A 17,777-nucleotide genomic window follows, 5' to 3' on the forward strand; every position below is an offset into this window, starting at 1 on the left:
TGTTTGCTCTAAGCATGCTCTGCAATCGCAGGAAACGCAATAGTGCGTTTTGCGAAAAGCGAACCGCGAGGTAGTATTTCGCGCCTCGCGACTGGGCGATCGGTCCGGGATGTCCGCTGCGCGTAGTACGTGACGCAGGGGAAGACGCGCCGAATCAGTTCTCGGACAAGCGGACTCGCAGCACCGGCTGCGGATCTCCGTGCGGGCGCGGTGCCGCCAGGTCTATCTCGACCTGCCACCCGGGCGGCAGTACGGCCTGCAACCGGGCCGCGGCACGCTGCAGCGGCGTACTCGCCGCTGTCGGCGCGAAATCCACCTCCGGATCGGCCCATCGCGCGCCGGCTAATCCCGAGACAGCATCGAACCCGAGTTCGGTCATGCCCACACCCACCTCCCACATACCCCGACCGGTCGGCCAGACAACGGAATCCACGAGCACCTGCAAGCAGTCAGTTCAGCCGAGTAGTTAATTCCCCGCAACCGCGGGGAGTATTCGTGAGATGCAGAACACATTCAGAATAGGACAAGCGCGCCATTCCGCACGCGGAACGGCGGAAATGACGAAACCGCCCGCCCCGTCGCAAAGACGGTGCGGGCGGCTCGCTTTCGGCGTTCGTGGGGACCGGCCGTCCCCCGGCCGGCCCTCCGACTAGCCCAGACGCTGCTTGAGCGCCTCGAATTCGTCACGCACGCCGGACGGCAGCTTCTCGCCGACGAATTCGAACCACTCCTCGATCAGCGGGATCTCCTTGCGCCACTCGTCGAGGTCGACCTTCAGCGAGGCGTCGACGTCGGCGGGATCGACGTCCAGACCCTCGAGGTCCAGATCGCCGGCCGTGGGCACATTGCCGATCGCGGTGGCCTCGGCCTGGGCCTTGCCCTCGATCCGGTTGACGATCCACTCCAGCACGCGGGAGTTCTCGCCGAATCCGGGCCACAGGAAGCGGCCGTCGTCGCCGCGACGGAACCAGTTGACGTAGAAGATCTTCGGCAACTTGGTGGCGTCGGCGTTCTTGCCCAGGTTGATCCAGTGGTTCATGTAGTCACCGACGTGGTAGCCCATGAACGGCAGCATGGCCATCGGATCGCGGCGCACGTTGCCGACCTTGCCCTCGGCCGCGGCGGTCTGCTCGGACGACATCGTGGCGCCCATGAAGACGCCGTGCTGCCAATCGAAGGACTCGGTCACCAGCGGGATCGTGGTCTTGCGGCGGCCACCGAACAGGATCGCCGAGATCGGCACGCCCTGCGGGTCGTCCCATTCCGGGGCGAGCGTCGGGCACTGCGACATCGGCGTGCAGTAACGCGAGTTCGGGTGTGCGGCAAGGGTTTCGGTCTCGCGCAGGTACCAGTCGTTACCCTTCCAGTCGATCAGGTGGTCGGGCTCGCCCTCGAGTCCCTCCCACCAGACGTCGCGGTCGTCGGTCAGGGCGACGTTGGTGTAGACGGTGTTACCGGCCTCGAGCGTCGACATCGCATTCGGATTCGACTTGTGGTTGGTGCCGGGGGCGACGCCGAAGAAGCCGAACTCCGGGTTCACCGCGTACAGGCGGCCGTCCTCGCCGAAGCGCATCCACGCGATGTCGTCACCCAGCGTCTCCGCGCGCCAGCCCGGGACGGTCGGCTGCAGCATCGCCAGGTTCGTCTTACCGCAGGCGCTCGGGAACGCGGCGGCGACGTAGTAGTTCTTGTTCTCCGGGGAGATGAGCTTGAGGATCAGCATGTGCTCGGCCAGCCAGCCCTCGTCGTGCGCCATCGCCGAGGCGATGCGCAGCGAGTAGCACTTCTTGCCCAGCAGCGCGTTGCCGCCGTAGCCCGAACCGTAGGACCAGATCTCGCGATCCTCGGGGAAGTGGGTGATGTACTTGGTGTCGTTGCACGGCCAGGGGACATCGGCCTGGCCCTCGGCCAGCGGCGCGCCCACCGAATGCAGCGCCTTCACGAACGGGCGATCGGTGCCCAGCTTCTCCAGCGCGGCCTTGCCCATGCGGGTCATCACGCGCATCGACACCACGACGTATTCGGAATCGGTGAGCTCGACGCCCAGCTTCGGATCCGCGGCGCCCAGCGGGCCCATGCAGAACGGCACCACGTACATGGTGCGGCCCTTCATGCTGCCGCGGTACAGCTCGGTCATGGTGGCGCGCATCTCGTTCGGGTCGACCCAGTTGTTGGTCGGGCCGGCGTCGGCCTCGGTGCGCGAACAGATGAAGGTGCGCGACTCGACGCGGGCGACGTCGGAGGGGTCCGACAGCGCGAGGAAGGAATTCGGCTTCTTGTGCTCGTTGAGCTTCTGGAAGGTGCCGGCCTCGACCAGTTGGGTGGTCAGCCGGTCCCATTCCTCATCGGAGCCGTCGGCCCACACGACCCGCTCCGGCTGGGTGAGCTCTGCGACCTCCTGCACCCAGGCGAGCAGTCCGGCATGCTTGGTCGGCGCGGTGCCATCGGATCCGTGAAGACCAGGAATGGTCGCTGAGGTCATGAAAACTCTCCTGAGATGAGCGGCGGGCCGGAAAGCTGCCGAAACAGCTTTCAACACCAGGAAGGCCGCCGTTGGCTGTGGACATCCGCCGGCTCGCCGAACAGCGCGCCCCGGCTGGGCGGCGTACGAGAACGAGACGGACACCCGGATTCCTTAAGTAAAGAGGTTAACGCGATGTGACGGTCGGTACGGCATGGGGTTGCTCACTCGGGACCCGGCCGAAACCTTCTCACCTCGGCGGCACCCCCGCTGTGCGGGATGAGCAAACCGCGACCGGGCGGAATCACCCGGCGACCGCGGCCTCCAGGATCGCCAGATCGCGTTCGCAGGCGGCCACTCGAGCGGGCTGTTCGGATGCGGTGCGGCGCAGTTGCGCCTCCAGCTCCGCGACCCGGCGATCGGCCTCCACCATGCGCGCGGTGCTCACGCGCACCACCTGTTCGGTCAGCTCGGACTCGGCCTCCACCAGGGCCGTCGCCACCCGCTGCTCGAGCTGGGCCTTCACGTTGACCAGCACATCGGTCACCCATTGCCGCAGATGTGCCCGATCGGCCAGATGCCCCCGGGCCTGCACCACCCACCACGCGACTCCCGCGCCGAGGGCCAGGGTGACCGGCACGGTCGCATAATCCAACGCCGGCACCAGCGACAACGGCGCAACGATCAAGCGGCCGAGGCCGAAACCCGCCGATGCGCCCAGGGCGATCATCAATCGATCCTCGACACCGCGATGGCGGCGCTCCGGATCGGGGCCGACCCGGGGTGCGGGATCGGTCGGCGGAGTCGGCGGCGAGGCGAACGCGGGCTGCGGTTCCGAACCTGCCACGGCCTCGATCTGGCGGGCGAGTTCGATCAGGCGGTGGCGCACCACGGCGTCCAATTCGGCGGTGGCCTGATTCACCGCCGCCTGCAGAAGCTCGGGATAGCCCCGCACCGAGCGGCGGTCGAGGCGGTCCAGATCGGCACGGGCGGTGGCATTGACGGTGCGGACGCGCAGGCCCACCTCGTGCGTCAGATCGACCCGGGCCAGCTGCAGCCGGTTGCGCAGAGCGGCCAGGGCCTGCGCGCGGCCACCGTCGCGACCGGCCAGCGCGGCGGTGCGTTCGGCGCGCAGGGCGGCGACCGTACTGCCCGAGCGCAGTGCCTCGATCTGGCCCAGTACCCGGGCACGGGTATCGGCGAGCACCCGTGCGGTGACGCCGGCCAGGTGGTCGGGGCCGCCCCGGACCCCGACCGCGGCACTGAGCTGGGCGTGCAGTGCGGCCAGGCCGGAGCGATCCAGCAGCGCGGCATCGCCGTTGCCTCGGCCCGCGACGGCCAGCCGCGCCGAGACCGGGAGGATCTCGGGCTCGGCGCCGAGTGCCCGGGCCAGCATGGCGGTATCGCGATCCAGTACCGAGCGCCAGTCGGGATGAGCGTGAACTCCGTTCATGGCGAACAGGATTCGCGTTCCCACCGCCTGCAAGCGCGCCACCGGGTCGAGCAGTGCGGCGCCGACCGCGGCGCCGGGATCCACCAGCACCAGCGCCACCGCCGGACCGCTGCCGGGGCCGAAATCGGTGGCGGCGAGCAGGGTTGCCGGGTCGGTGACCGGATCGGTGAGTGCCACGCGCGGTTCGAAGCGGGACAGTTCGGTGCGCAGCAGCGTGGTGTTGGCGTCGTCCGGACCGATGACGGTCACCGGAACAGGCTGTGCCACACCAGGTTCCGAGTCCGCAGCCGTAGATCCGTGCGGCGCGGCGGAATTCGGGCCCGATTCGGCCGGAACCGCGCGCAGCAGCGCGCCGCCCTGCGGATTCCACCGCTCGACGACGGCCAGCACCTCGGGATCCACACCGGCGGTGACGCCCGCCCGCCGGCCGTTCAGCTCGACCGGCGCACCGGGTACCTCACAGTCCGGCACTGCTCATCCGCTCCCACATCCGCATATATCCGTTGTGCAACCGGATCGCGGCGCGGCGGGCGGCGGCCGGCATATCGCTGGCCGCCACCGCGCGCCAGCGCTGAGCGCGGACCAGCGCGTCGTCGGCGTCCGCCGGCGTCGCGGACGGATATCCGGCCGCGAGATGGCGGACCTCCGGGCGGGCCAGACCGGCCTGCAGCGCGGTCCACAGCGCCTCGTCCCCGGCCAGATAATCCTCGATCAGGTCGCGGGCGCGCCCGCCGTCACCCTGCGGGATCGCGCGCGCGGCGATGCGAGCCAGATCGTCGAGCAGATCGCCGCCACGCAGGGCCGCGATCTGCTCGTAGCGCTGATGCAGACGCGCGTGCACCGGATCGATCCCGCTCACGGCATGCAGCAACTGCAGCAACTGCTGCGGTCCCAGCTCCGGTTCGTAGCGCAGTGCCACCAGCGCGCAGCTCACCCCGTGCAGGCCCCAGCGCTCCAGCAGCGCCCGGCGATCGGCCACGTCGGGCCCGGCCGATCGGTCGACGAACAGTTCCGGGGAGAGCGTGAGCTCGGCGCCACCACCTGCCGCATGGCGGCGCAGCGTGCGCAGATCGTCGTCGCTCGGTGTGCCCGCACGGGTGCGGACCGCGAGTTCGGCGACCATCGGGGCGACCGGTACACCCAGCCCGTGCGCCGCCTGATCGGCGGCCACCACCGCATCGCCCCAGCGCGAGCCCACGGCATCGGCCTTGTTGAGTACGACCATCGTGGTGTCGGGCCGCAAGGATTCGAGCACGCGGCGATCGGCGGCCTGCAGCGAACCCGCGAGGACATAGACGACGAGATCGGCGTCGAGCACCGGATCCGGCACGCCCGGCTGATCCACCGGCGCGGTCTCCTCGGCCGACATCAGGGCCAATGCCCGCAACAGGGTCGATTTTCCGGCACCGGCCCGGCCGGTGACCTGAATCCGCAGCGGCCGCCGGAAGACCACGGCCGCACTCGCCAGCTGATCGGCGATTCCCGGCGCGGACCCGGCGCCGATCCGCACCGTGGCGATGAGTTGCTCGAGTTCCGGTGTGGGCCCGCCGTGGTCGTTCACGAAGCCCGGCGAAGCGCTGGTTGCAGTGGCTCTCGACACAGGTGATACCCCCTTCCAGCGGCAAATTCTGTCAGAAGACACGCCCGTTGTCGGCATCGACCGCGGATTCACCGGCACGTCCGATCGCCGTTGTGCCACACCGAGATGTGTCATCGATCACACGAAACGGCTTGCCCGAGCCCGTGACCGGCGACGATGGCGCACACCTCGACGGACGCCACCGGTGAGCGGTACTGACGGCGGAATTGGGAATGTTTCCGGCAAAACGGTGGTTGTGCTTGTGTCACAGCATAATTCGACAGTGTCGGACTAACGGGTCGCGGATTCGATCACCTACGCTGAAGCCGCCGGCGGCACCGCCGGTGCGCGGCCTCGGCGGTGTGGAACCCGGTCGGCCGTGCGCCTGTGCGCCGGTCCCGTGGATCCGAAGGAGGTTGCGATGAGCGTCAGTGTGGACGTCATCGGTGACGACGGCACCGCCGTCGCGACGAAGAACGATCGGCCGCTGCCGCCGTCGCAGGACCCCTTCTATCGCGCACCCGCCGACATCGCCACGCACGCACCCGGAACCGTCCTGCGCAGCCGTCCCGTGCAGATCGCGCTGCTGGGCCTGATTCCGCAGCGCGTGACGGCATGGCAACTGCTGTACCGCAGCAACGACCTGCACGGTCGTGCGGAGGTCGCGGTAACCACCGTATTGTTGCCCGCCGATGCCGAACCGGGCGAACGCCGCCCGCTGCTGGCCTTCGAATCGGCGATCGACGCCGTCAGCGAGCGATGCGCACCCTCCTACGCCCTGCGCCGCGGGGCCGTCGTCCCGGGCTCGATCACCCAGCTCGAACTGCTGCTCGTCGCCAACGCGCTGCGGCGCGGCTGGGCGGTGAGCATCGCCGATCACGAGGGACCGGACGGCCGTTTCGGCGCGCCCCGCGAACCCGGCTACCGCTCCCTCGACGGCATTCGCGCCGCCATGCACTTCCGCCCGGTGGGGCTCGGTATCGACACACCGGTCGTGGTGTGGGGCTATTCCGGGGGTGGGATGGCCGGATCGTGGCTGGTCGAGATGGCTCCCACGTATGCGCCCGAACTGACCATCGCCGGTGCGGTGCTCGGCGCGCCGGTCGGTGACCCGGGTGAGGTGTTCATCCGGCTGAACGGCGGCCGCTACGCCGGCTTCCCGGCGATCGTGATCTCGGCGCTGCGCCAGGTGTATCCGGCGCTGGGCGAGGTTCTCGACGGCCGCATCAGCACCGCCGGGGAACGACTGCTCGAGCGCGCCGCCCAGCTGCCGCCGATCGTGGCGCTGGCCCGGCTGGCCGGCCAGGACGTGAGCAAATACCTCGACCGGCCGCTGGAGGAGGTGCTGAGCACCCCCGCGATGTGCGACATGTTCGACGATATGCGCCTCGGACAGCACACCCCGCACTGTCCGATCCTGGTGATCCAGCCGCTGCACGATCGCATCATCGACGTGTCGTGTATCGATGCGCAGGTCGAGCGCTATCGCGCGGGAGGCGCCGCCGTCGGCTACCTGCGCGACCGGCTGAGCGACCACTTCACGCTGTTACCGCTGGCCACGCCCCTGAGTCTCGACTGGCTGGCCGACCGCATCGCCGGCCTCCCGGTCACCGACGCCGACACCGACACGCGGACCGTCTGGTCGGTCGTGGCGTCCCCGTCGCGCTGGCGCGGACTGGTCGAGCTGGCCGGTACCGCGGGCCGGATGCTCCTGGGCCTGCCGCTGGGCAAGCAGAGCGAACCGCAACTACCCGACGAGCAGCCGCTCGCCGCCTGACGCCGGGCTCCACACCCCTCGGCAACACGGCCTGACCCGGGATTTCCCTCCTCGACGCGGTCGATTGCGGCCCTGATCATCGAATACTGGACAATGGACGCCGTGAACGACGCCGCGAACGACACCGCTGGTAGCGACGGGGCCGGAGGCGGCAGCTTGCGTAACCACGAAGGCCCCCGCGAACAGCGCGAAGATACAGCTGGTAGCGACGGGGCCGGAGGCGGCAGCTTGCGTAACCACGAAGGCCCTGGCCCCCAGCGTGAGCCTTCCCGCCTCTACCCACGGGTAACGAGCTTCCGCTCGCGTCGTGGCGCGCTGACCGCGACCCAGCAGCAATCCTGGGAGCGGATGTGGCCGCGCATCGGCCGCGAGGTGAGCGACGAACCGCTCGAGGCCGCCGCCTGGTTCGGCCGGACCGCGCCGCTGATCATCGAGATCGGCTGTGGCACGGGGACCGCGACCGCGGCGATGGCCCAGGCCGAGCCGCAGTTCGACCTGATCGGCATCGAGGTGTACAAACCCGGCCTCGCCCAGCTCGTGCAGCGGATCGAGCGGGAAGGCATCGAGAACATCCGGCTGCTGCGCGGCGATGCCGTCGACGTCCTCGAGCACATGATTGCCAAGGATTCGCTAGCAGGTGTGCGAGTCTTCTTCCCGGACCCCTGGCCGAAGGCGCGCCACCACAAGCGCCGGCTGCTGCAGCCCGCGACGATGACCCTGATCGCCAGCCGCCTGCAGCGCGGCGGAATTTTGCACGTAGCCACCGACCATGCCGGCTACGCCGAACACATCGCCGAGGTGGGCGCGGGAGAACCGCAGCTCGTAGGCCTGAACGAGGCCACCGGCGGCGATGCGGAACACCCCGGAACCGATACGGTGATCGGCCTCGAACGCCCGGTGACGAAGTTCGAGAGCAAGGCGCATCGAGCCGGAAGCGCCATCACCGAGTTCATTTGGGGGAAGATCTAGCTATGAGTCTCAGGGAGATGGCCCAGGCGGCCGACGAGGTTGCCGGAACAGTGCGCGGCGACGACTCGGACGTCGTCGCCGGTGCGGCGACCCCCGCGACGCCGGTCGCCGAACCCACCGGGGTGCGACGGGTGCTGCTGGTGTGGGACGCGCCGAATCTGGATATGGGCCTGGGCGCCATCCTCGGCGGCCGTCCCACCGCGGCCTACCGGCCGCGCTTCGACGCACTCGGCCGCTGGCTGCTGGCCCGCACCGCCGAGCTGTCGGCCGGCAGCACGCAGCGCATCGAACCCGAGGCCACCGTCTTCACCAATATCGCCCCCGGGACCGCCGATGTGGTGCGTCCGTGGGTCGAGGCGCTACGCAACGTTGGCTACGCCGTCTTCGCGAAACCGAAGATCGATGAGGATTCCGACGTCGACAGCGACATGCTGGCACATATCCAGTTACGCCGTGGCGGAGCCGGTCTCGCGGGGATCATGGTGGCCTCCGCGGACGGTCAGGCCTTCCGCGAACCGCTCGAGGAGGTCGCGGCGACCGGGGTTCCGGTCCAGGTGCTCGGATTCCGCGAGCACGCGAGTTGGGCTGTCACGTCCGATATCCTCGATTTCGTCGACCTCGAGGACATCCCGGGCGTGTTCCGTGAACCGCTGCCCCGGGTGAGCCTCGACTCGCTGCCCGACGAGGGAGCCTGGCTGCAGCCCTTCCGGCCGCTGTCCGCACTGCTCACCTCCCGCCCCGCTCAAGGAGTCGCTTAGTGTTCACCCGCTGGGGCGAGCTGGTCCACAAGTTCCGCTACACCGTGCTGGGTGTAGCGGTGGCCGCACTTCTCGCCCTGGGGGCGTACGGATTCGGTCTGGAAAACCACCTGAGCTCCAGCGGCTGGTTCGACCCCGGAGCGGAGTCCTCGCAGGCCGCGGTGCTCAAGGACGAGGTCTACGGCCGCGATCACATGTCCGATGTGATCGCGCTCTACACCGCGCCCGACGGTAAGACCATCGACGATCCGGAGTTCGGGCGGAAGATCACCGACAATCTCAACAGCCTGCCCCGGGAACATCCGGACCAGATCAGCAAGGTCAACGTCGCGTACTGGAAGACCGAGACCGGCGATTGGAGCGCGTCGGCCACCGGTAGCAAGGACAAGAAGTACGCGTTCGCGTCCGTCGCCATCAAGGGCGACGACGACACGACCACGATGAACAACTACCGCGCGGTCAAGAACGCCTTCTACATCCCGGGTGTGGATGTCCAGCTGGCGGGCATGCAGCCGGTCGCAGGAGAGCTGAACGACACCATCGCCTCCGACCAGAAGCGCATGGAGATGCTGGCCATTCCGGCCGTCGCGATCCTGCTGTTCTTCATCTTCGGCGGTATCGTCGCCGCGGCCCTGCCGCTGATCATCGGCGGGCTCACCGTCCTCGGCGCCAATGGGATCGTCATGGCGATCACCCACGTCACCGAGGTGAACTCGTTCGTCGGGGCCGTGGTCTCGATGATCGGCCTCGGTCTGGCGATCGACTACGGACTCTTCATAGTCAGCCGGTTCCGCGAGGAATTGGCCGAGGGCTACACCACCCGCCAGGCCGTGCGCCGATCGGTGATGACCGCCGGACGCACGGTCACCTTCTCGGCGACCATGATCATCGCCGCCAGCGCCGGCATGCTGCTGTTCCCGCAGGGCTTCCTGAAGTCGGTGGCCTACGGCACCATCGCGACCGTACTGCTGGCCGCGCTGGCCTCGCTCACCATCCTGCCCGCGCTGCTGTCCATTCTCGGACCGCGCGTGGACGCACTGGGATTCAAGCGGTTCCGCAAGACCAAGACCGCCGAAGAGGTGGAGAACGGTTTCTGGGGCCGCACCACGCAGTGGGTGATGAAGCATCCGCTGAAGGTGGCGGTGCCGCTGTGCATCATCCTGCTGCTGCTGATCATTCCGGTGAAGAACCTGAAGTTCGGCGGTATCAGCGAAACCTATCTGCCGCCGGACAATCCGACCCGCATGGCGCAGGAGAAGTTCGACGAGATCTTCCCGCTGCGCCAGACCGACCCGATCCAGCTGGTCATCACCACCCAGAACACCAGTGAGATCAAGGCCATTCTCGACGAGGCCAGCGGCGCCCCCGGGCTCACCGATCCGTTCGGTACCCCGGGCATCCCGCCGAACGGCTCCGACGTCTGGGTGTCCGAGGCGACCATGGCGCCGGACGCCAACGTCGAGGACACGATCGCCTACCTGCGCTCGATCCACGTCCCCGACGACGTGGATCTGATGGTCGGCGGGCAGCCGGTGCTGATGCAGGACAGCATCGATTCGCTGCTGGATCGCATGCCGCTGATGATCGTGCTGGTCGTCTTCGTGACGACGCTGCTGATGTTCTTGACCTTCGGATCGCTGGTGCTGCCGATCAAGGCGGCGCTGATGAGCGCCCTGGGGCTCGGGTCCACGCTCGGCATTCTGACCTGGATCTTCGTCGACGGCCACGGCGCCGGACTGCTCAATTTCACGCCGCAGCCGATCATGTCGCCGGTGCTGGTGCTGATCATGGCGGTGATCTACGGCCTGTCCACCGACTACGAGGTCTTCCTGCTCTCCCGCATGGTGGAAACGCGCGCCCAGGGCGCGAGCACCACCGAGTCGGTGCGCAGCGGAACCGCGCAGACCGGTCGCATCATCACCGCGGCGGCGCTGATCCTGCTCGTGGTCGTCGGTGCGTTCGCCTTCTCCGATCTGGTGATGATGCAGTACATCGCCTACGGCATGATGGCCGCGCTGTTCATCGACGCCACCGTCCTGCGCATGCTGCTCGTTCCCGCGACCATGAAACTGCTGGGCGACGACTGCTGGTGGGCCCCGGCCTGGATGAAGCGCATTCAGCAGCGCATCGGCCTGGGCGAACCCATTCTCGATGACGAGCGTCCCGGCACCGGCGAGGTCGTCGACCTGGTCAAGACCACACCGGTGACCGATCCCGTGACCATGCAGCTGCCGCAGCTGCCCGACGGCACGCCGAAGGGTCCGCGCAAGCCGCGGCGGTTGAAGTTCCTGCGTGTCGATCCGGAGGCACCGACCGAGCAGCTGGATCGCATCGATCCGGCCGCGGCAGGCACCTCCGCGCGCGCGACTCGCGCCAAGAGTCCCACGGCGCCGCGGGCCGAGAGCCCCGCGCAGTCACGAGCCAAGGGCACCGACCGGTCTCGCGCCGAGAGTTCCGAACCGACCCGGGCCGAGGGCTCCGAGCCGTCGGCGTCGCGGAGTGGGGGGCCCACGACGCGGACCGGCGAGCCGGCGGAACGGCGGGCGGCGGAATCCGTTGCTTCCTCGGACGCCGGGACCCAGAAGTCCGACTCGTCCGCATCGGAGCAGCCGGACAAGACCGAGAAGCCGGGCAAGACCGAGAAGTCCCCGAAGCGCAAGCGTTTCGGCTTCCGCCGGTCGGACTCCGGCGCAGATGCGCCGTCGGCCGATTCGGGCAATGCCTCGCCCGACGACCACGGCGACGACGCCTCGGATGGCACCGCGAATCAGGCACCGCCTGCCGCCTCGGGCTCCGCCGACGCCGCTCCGGCGGGTCTGGAGGGTGGTCGCTCGTCAACCTCGCCGCAAACGCCGGGCATCCGTTCCTCCCGGGTGCTGCCCCCGCCGGCCCGCCCGCAGCCGCCGCGCGCATCCGGCGGTTCCGGTGTCATCGGCGCCGGTCCCTCCGCCGGGGACGAGGCGGGCCGTGGCGCGGGAACGTCCGAACCGGCCTCGACGCCGGGGCGCCCCGCGGCGAATCCCGGACCGGTCCCGCCGCGCGCCACCAGCACGCCGCCGGGAGTGTCGAATCCGGGCTATCCGCAGAGCGCCGGACCGGCGGATCGTGCCGGCACTCCCGAACCCCATGTGCCGCAAGCACCTTCGGCACCGCCCTCGGTTTCGCTGCCCGGTTCGGATACCGCGCCGAACCGTGGCGTGGTGCGGCCGCCGCAGGTCGTGCGCCCCGGTATGCCGCCTCGGACCGTGCCCGCCCCGGACACCGCCCCCGATGCCACCGATTCGGTGCCGCCGACCGCACCGGTCGGCACCACGCCGCGGGTCCTGCCGCCGAAACCGTCGAAGCTGCCGCCGCATCCGTCGGTCCGCGCCCAGCTCTATCGTCCGGACGCCCCGCCGTACCACCCGGGACAGCCGCCCGCCCAGGGACCCGGGCAGACGCCGGACGCCGGACGCCCCGGCCACAGCGGACCGCCCGCCGCTCCCGACGGCTCCGGACACACCGCGAGTCCGCAGGGCGCCCCTGGTGCGTCCGCACCGACCGGGCACGGCTCCGGATGGGCCGAACCGGCCGGAGGCCCCCAGCAGGGGGCCGACCGGACGCAGCGCGTCGCCCCCGAAGGACGCCCGCCCGCCGTGCAGCCGCCGCGGCGGATCCCGCCCGACGGCATGCGCCATTCGCCTACGCGGACACCGGAATCCGGGCGCGGCAGTGTGCCCCCCGGTCTGCCCCGGGAGCCGAAGGACGCGGAGGCGACCCAGGAACTGCACGACCCCGCGAATCCGGGAAACCGGCCACCGGCCGGCGCCCACAACGTTCCCCCTCCGGAGCCCCGAGGAGACCTCGACTCGGCGATGTCGCACGGTCCGCAGCAGACCACGTCCGATGCCGGGGAAACCGCGGCGTCGACGGCGCCGGAGCGCGAAAACCCCACGCCCGCAGCCGAATCCGATGCCTCCGGAAATCTGGCCGACCACCCCGCTGGACCGGGCGGAGACAACCGCAACAACATCGAACAGTGGATGGCGGACCTCCGCTCGTCCCGCCGCCGCCCCGAGCCGGAACCGGCCGATCCCGACGACGAGGGTAAGCACCGCACCAGCGGCCGCACGGTGAGCGTCAACGAACTGTTGCGCCGCCAGAACCGGGACTGATCCCCGCGCGCGGGCCGGAGGTTCCCGTACCGGCCCGCGCCCGAGGCTCTACCATGCCCCCATGCTGAACTCCGCGCGGATCGAGGCACGGGTACCCACACAGGATCTGGAACGAGCACGGCGTTGGTACGCCGAAAAACTCGGGCTGAACCCCGTGGAAGAACGGCCGGGCGGACTGCGCTACGAGGGGGCGGCAGGAGTGTTCTGCCTGTTCGCGTCGGCCGGAGCGGCCGACGGTTCCTTCACCCAGCTGGCGTTCTACGTCGACGATATCGAGGCCACCGTGGCCGCCCTGCGGGAGCGCGGCGTCGTGTTCGAGGAGTATCCGGGCACGGTCGGCGGGATCATGGAGATCGAGGGGAACTACCCGAGTAAGGGACGTGCGGAACGGGGTGCGTGGTTCCGCGACAGCGAGGGCAACATGATCGGACTCGGCGAGGTCGTCGAGTAGCGATCAGAATCCCGACATCAGCTTCTTCCACTGCACGCCGAACGGATGTTTCGCGGTGATCGAGCTGAACCGGCTGCGCCCGTGCACGATGACGTGCAGCGGTCCGATCGGCGGGCCGGTCCGCACCTTGTTGTTGGCGCTGGAGCCGATCAGCTCCACGCCGTTGAGGTCGACGGTCGCCTCACCGGGCAGGATCATGGTCAGCGAGCTGCAGAAATCGTCGACCCGGATCTCGACCACCTGGGTCGACATCACGGCCTGGGTGAAATCCAGGGTGACGCCGGAGAGGTAGCTGTTGACATACAGCGACGGCGGCACCTGCCACGGGCCCTTGCGGGTGACGCCGGACAGCCGCGGACGAATCGCGGTTTCCGCGTCGGTGCGTCCACCGGGGGCACCCCACCGCCATGTCGGAGCCGGCCCGGTCGCGGCGGTCGGCTGAGTGGGATTCGGTTGTCCCGCAAGGCGAATCCCGGGCAGGTCGATCAGGACGGCGTTGAGTTCGCCGCGCGTCTTGGCGGCCAGCGCGGTATCCATGCGCTCGCTGAACTCGCCCAGCGACAGCATGCCCAACCCGACCGCGCGCTGCAGCAGGGTTCCGACATGTTCGCGCTCGGTATCCGATACTCGCAGGTCACGGTCACCCACGGCTCCCCCGGTTCCCGCGGACCCCGGGGCGGAAACGGTCTCACCACCCATGTCCCCGAGGCTACCGACGCCGCGGCCCGAGCACATCAGGGCAATCCCTGATCCGGTCCCTGTTCGAGGCCCTGTTCGATGGCGTATCGGGTGAGTTCGACCCGGTTGCCGAGCTGCAGTTTGCGCAGAGTCGCCTGCACATGGTTCTCGACCGTGCGGTGGCTGACGCTCAGCCTGGTCGCCCGCCGCGTCTTCCGATGCGCTCATCGGTGCTCCCCGTCGCATGGAATCCGGAATTCCCATTCGGTGCCGTCCCGTGATACCAGGGGTAGTCGGCGACCAGCCGGGTCGCCGCCATCAACCCGACGGCGACCGCCAGATCACCGATCACCACCGCACGGCGCTCCCACCCGGTGACCGACCAGCGCGAGAGCCACAGCGCCGAGACGACCGACCAGAACACCAGAATGCCGATCAGCACACATCAGCGGCTGCCGCTGGTAGGACGACACCGAGGCGAACGCTGGCCCACCGCATAGAGCATCGTGACCAGACGAAACACCTGTGCAGCCCGCCACAGCGGCGCGGTCGCGGCCGTCGGTCCGGGCGCGGTCGAGTCGGCGGGCGGCGCGGCGCCCACGGACTCAGTCTTCGTCCGCCTCACCGCCGCCCGCATCGGACCGCGATTCGGCCGGTCGATACCGGTCCAGATCGGGCCGGTCGGGATCGGCGTGGAACATCGGCTCCCCCGGTTCGCCGGTATTGAGTTCCTGATACAGCTCTTCCGGGCTGCCGGCCAGCAGCGAGCGGATCGCGGTGTTCATCACCGCGACGAACGGCACCGCCAGCAGACCGCCCGCGATACCGGCCAGCACCACGCCGGCCGTGATCGCCAGCACCACCGCGAGCGGATGGATGCGCACCGCGCGGCCCAGCAACAACGGTTGCAGCACATGGCCTTCCAGCTGCATCACCGCCACCGTGATGCCGAGCACGATCAGCGCGGTGACGAAACCCTTCGTCATCAAGGCCAGGAAGACCGCGATGAACCCCGCGAGCAGGGAGCCGACGATCGGGACGAAGGCGCCGATGAACACCAGCGATGCCAGCGGAAGGGCCAGCGGCACACTCAGAATCGCCAGCCCGGCGCCGATGCCGATGGCGTCGACGGCCGCCACCACGACGGTGGCGCGCACGAATCCGATCAGCGTGCCGAAGCCGAGCCGCCCGGCCGTGCGCACCCGTTCGCGTTGCGGGGTGGGCACGATCCGGGTCACGAAATTCCAGATCTGGTCGCCGCCGTAGAGGAAGAAGATCAGGATGAACAGCGTCAGGAAGGCGCCGGTGAGGAATTCGCCGATCGCGGCGGCGGTGGTCAGCGCGCCGCTGGTCAGCGAATCCTGATTGGCCTCCAGCGTTTTGATGATCGTATTGCCGCCGTTGCGGATCTGATCGTTGCTCAGATGCAGCGGCCCGTTGATCAGCCAGTCCTGCACGGTATGGATGCTGGTCTTGAATTCGTCGGTCAGCTGCGGCACACCGGTGATGAACTGCTCGATGACGAAGGTGAAGATCCCCGCCAGCAAGCCCAGCGATCCGACCAGCGCCACGAATACGCCGATACCGCGCGGCATTCCGAGGCGTTGCAGCAGATCCACCAGCGGCGAGAGCAGCGCCGCCGCGAGCAGGGCGATCGCGACCGGAATGACGACCGTGGTCAGCTTGTGCGCCAGATAGGCGACCGCCAGCACCGCCACCAGGATGATCAACAGTCGCCAGCACCATTCGGCGCCCTGGCGCACCAGTGGATGCACCGAGTCGGCCGCGGTGCGCTCGCGCCCGCGACCGGATGCGGTACGGCCCGTAGCCGCCGATGCGACGCCCGCCGGGGCAGGCTCGGCCGGATTCCCGGAGGTCTTGCTGTCCCCACTCACGCCGCGAGCCTATCGGCCGGGGACGCAACCGGCACGTGTCCGCTCCGCCCGAATCCGGTGACCTACGCCGCGCCCCGCTAGATTGGTCAACGTGTCAGCGCCTCTGGAAGCGGTCAAACAGACCATGCGAACGCGCTGGCCGCTGTACCTCGCATCCATGCTGGCGGCCAATGCCTTCGGTGCGGTCCTGGTCTACGCGTTCATCCAGTACGGGCTGCCCGCGCCCGAGGGCACGCCGAACGGATTGCGCCGCGCCGGTCTGCTGCTTCCGGCGCTGGTCTTTTCGATCGGCGGATTCCTGAGCGTCACCGCCTCGGCGTTGATGCTGCGCCCGGTGATGCGCTGGCAGATGCGCGGCGGGCCGCCCAGTCGCCAGGAACAGATGGCGGCCCTGCACGCACCGCTGCGGCAGTCCATCCTGCACCTGCTGTTGTGGCTGGTGGGCGGTGCGGTGCTGGCCGCGCGGATCATCGTGGAAACTCCCGAGCTCGCGGGTGCGGTGATCGTCACCGAATGTATGGCCGCCACCATCGTGTTCGGCTTCACATACATGCTGGGTGAGCGGATTCTGCGGCCGGTCGCCGCGCACGCGCTGACCACCGGCACCTTCGATCACACCCTCACCCCCGGTGTCGGCACCCGCATGGCGATGACGTGGGGTATGGGTACGTTCGCGCCGACCATCGCGATCGTGCTGCTGTGCGTCACCCAGATCACCTCGCAGGTGCACTTCTCGGCGCAGTCGCTGGCCATCTCGATTCTGCTGCTGTGTGGCGTGGTGATCATGCAGGCGCTGGCGCTGTCGATGCTCACCGGGGCGAGCATCTCCGATCCGGTGCGTCAGCTGTCCCGCGCGATCAACCGGGTCCAGGCCGGTGCGCGCGATGTGCAGGTCGAGGTCTTCGACGGCAGTGAGATCGGCCTGCTGCAGGTCGGTTTCAACCGCATGATGGAAGAGGCCGCGCAGCGCCGCGAACTGCAGGAACTGTTCGGCCAGCACGTCGGCGAGGAAGTGGCCCGCAGAGCGCTGGAGTACGGCACCGAACTGGGTGGTGAAACCCGGTTCGTGGCCGTGCTGTTCGTCGATATGGTCGGCTCCACAGCCACCGCCGCCGAGCATCCGCCCACCGAGGTGGTCAGCCTGCTCAACGAATTCTTCCGGGTGGTGGTCGACGTGGTCGACCGGCACAACGGCCTGATCAACAAGTTCGTCGGCGACGCCGCGCTGGCGATCTTCGGTGCGCCCCTGGACCGTCCGGACGCGCCGACCGCCGCGCTGGCCGCGGCCCGCGATCTGCGGGAGGCGCTGCGTGAGGTGCAGGGCCTGGATATCGGCATCGGGGTCTCGGCCGGCCTCGCCGTCGCCGGCAATATCGGCGCCGCGAATCGCTTCGAGTACACGGTGATCGGCGATCCGGTGAACGAGGCCTCGCGGCTCACCGAATTGGCGAAGGAACATCCGGGCCGCGTCCTGGCCTCGGGCAGCGCCCTGTACTTCGCCGACGACGACGAACAGAAGCAGTGGATCTCCGGCGACGAGGTGCAGTTGCGCGGTCGCCGCCGCAAGACCAGGCTCGCGTGGCCGAAGGCCCTGGGCTGACC

At 69.0% G+C, this 17,777-nt stretch carries 12 protein-coding genes and 2 pseudogenes; 6 read left to right on the forward strand and 8 right to left on the reverse strand.

The genetic code is table 11. The features are described from left to right. Positions 1-154 precede the first annotated feature (154 nt). The 4 genes from RJ03_RS26250 to RJ03_RS26265 all read right to left on the reverse strand — a co-directional run bounded on the left by RJ03_RS26250 (position 155) and on the right by RJ03_RS26265 (position 5,514). A complete protein-coding gene (locus RJ03_RS26250; protein ID WP_157121641.1) occupies positions 155-379 on the reverse strand; it encodes a hypothetical protein in 225 nt (74 codons plus the stop codon). Positions 380-649: 270 nt separating this feature from the next. Continuing rightward, positions 650-2,482: a phosphoenolpyruvate carboxykinase (GTP) gene (locus RJ03_RS26255; RefSeq protein WP_036506897.1), complete on the reverse strand. Its 1,833-nt coding sequence runs from the start codon at positions 2,480-2,482 to the stop codon at positions 650-652. Between the two features lie 283 nt (positions 2,483-2,765). Further along, positions 2,766-4,385 (reverse strand): amino acid adenylation domain-containing protein, encoded by a 1,620-nt coding sequence (locus RJ03_RS26260; protein WP_232329241.1) that lies wholly within the window; start codon positions 4,383-4,385, stop codon positions 2,766-2,768. After that, a complete protein-coding gene (locus tag RJ03_RS26265; RefSeq protein ID WP_245552389.1) occupies positions 4,372-5,514 on the reverse strand; it encodes a tRNA modification GTPase in 1,143 nt (380 codons plus the stop codon). Before RJ03_RS26265 ends, RJ03_RS26260 begins: the two co-directional genes overlap by 14 nt. A 400-nt stretch (positions 5,515-5,914) precedes the next feature. Between RJ03_RS26265 and RJ03_RS26270 the strand changes: the two genes are divergently transcribed. From RJ03_RS26270 to RJ03_RS26290, 5 genes and pseudogenes are all read left to right on the forward strand, one after another. Beyond that, entirely contained in the window at positions 5,915-7,270 is a 1,356-nt protein-coding gene (locus tag RJ03_RS26270) for a lipase family protein (protein ID WP_036507064.1), read from the forward strand. Positions 7,271-7,426: 156 nt separating this feature from the next. Beyond that, positions 7,427-8,239 carry a tRNA (guanosine(46)-N7)-methyltransferase TrmB gene (gene trmB / locus RJ03_RS26275; RefSeq protein WP_373281725.1) on the forward strand — a complete coding sequence of 271 codons (813 nt, stop codon included), beginning with the start codon at positions 7,427-7,429 and terminating at the stop codon, positions 8,237-8,239. A gap of 2 nt (positions 8,240-8,241) precedes the next feature. Further along, the gene (locus RJ03_RS26280) at positions 8,242-8,997 is read left to right on the forward strand and encodes an NYN domain-containing protein (protein WP_036506901.1); all 756 of its coding nucleotides are present in this window, start codon (positions 8,242-8,244) and stop codon (positions 8,995-8,997) included. Then, a pseudogene (locus RJ03_RS39215) lies at positions 8,997-11,649 on the forward strand (MMPL family transporter); the annotation flags it as partial. The gene RJ03_RS26280 and the pseudogene RJ03_RS39215, both read left to right, overlap by 1 nt. Before the next feature lie 1,563 nt (positions 11,650-13,212). Then, positions 13,213-13,602, forward strand: coding sequence for a VOC family protein (locus RJ03_RS26290; RefSeq protein WP_036506903.1), 390 nt, complete (start codon positions 13,213-13,215; stop codon positions 13,600-13,602). Between the two features lie 3 nt (positions 13,603-13,605). Here the strand turns inward: RJ03_RS26290 and RJ03_RS26295 are convergent, their stop codons facing one another. The 4 genes and pseudogenes from RJ03_RS26295 to RJ03_RS26305 form a co-directional block, all read right to left on the reverse strand. After that, a complete protein-coding gene (locus RJ03_RS26295; RefSeq protein ID WP_036506905.1) occupies positions 13,606-14,250 on the reverse strand; it encodes a DUF1707 SHOCT-like domain-containing protein in 645 nt (214 codons plus the stop codon). A gap of 86 nt (positions 14,251-14,336) precedes the next feature. After that, positions 14,337-14,483: pseudogene (locus tag RJ03_RS36285) on the reverse strand (response regulator transcription factor); the annotation flags it as partial. Then, complete coding sequence (locus tag RJ03_RS26300) at positions 14,471-14,722, reverse strand: hypothetical protein (RefSeq protein ID WP_036506908.1); 252 nt, start codon at positions 14,720-14,722, stop codon at positions 14,471-14,473. The gene RJ03_RS26300 and the pseudogene RJ03_RS36285, both read right to left, overlap by 13 nt. Positions 14,723-14,885: 163 nt before the next feature. Then, the gene (locus RJ03_RS26305; protein ID WP_051025272.1) at positions 14,886-16,055 is read right to left on the reverse strand and encodes an AI-2E family transporter; all 1,170 of its coding nucleotides are present in this window, start codon (positions 16,053-16,055) and stop codon (positions 14,886-14,888) included. A 244-nt stretch (positions 16,056-16,299) separates the two neighbouring features. Here RJ03_RS26305 and RJ03_RS26310 point away from each other — a divergent pair, with 244 nt between their 5' ends. Further along, a complete protein-coding gene (locus RJ03_RS26310) occupies positions 16,300-17,775 on the forward strand; it encodes an adenylate/guanylate cyclase domain-containing protein (RefSeq protein WP_036507076.1) in 1,476 nt (491 codons plus the stop codon). Positions 17,776-17,777 lie beyond the last annotated feature (2 nt).

Source organism: Nocardia aobensis NBRC 100429, assembly GCF_000308375.1.
GTDB classification, from domain to species: Bacteria; Actinomycetota; Actinomycetes; order Mycobacteriales; family Mycobacteriaceae; genus Nocardia; species Nocardia aobensis.

Bases quoted from the DNA above. Each gene is read 5' to 3' on its own strand.
- RJ03_RS26250 (WP_157121641.1), bottom strand. From the start codon at position 379: ATGACCGAACTCGGGTTCGATGCTGTCTCGGGATTAGCCGGCGCGCGA.
- RJ03_RS26255 (WP_036506897.1), bottom strand. From the start codon at position 2,482: ATGACCTCAGCGACCATTCCTGGTCTTCACGGATCCGATGGCACCGCG.
- RJ03_RS26270 (WP_036507064.1), top strand. From the start codon at position 5,915: ATGAGCGTCAGTGTGGACGTCATCGGTGACGACGGCACCGCCGTCGCG.
- RJ03_RS26280 (WP_036506901.1), top strand. From the start codon at position 8,242: ATGAGTCTCAGGGAGATGGCCCAGGCGGCCGACGAGGTTGCCGGAACA.
- RJ03_RS26290 (WP_036506903.1), top strand. From the start codon at position 13,213: ATGCTGAACTCCGCGCGGATCGAGGCACGGGTACCCACACAGGATCTG.
- RJ03_RS26310 (WP_036507076.1), top strand. From the start codon at position 16,300: ATGCGAACGCGCTGGCCGCTGTACCTCGCATCCATGCTGGCGGCCAAT.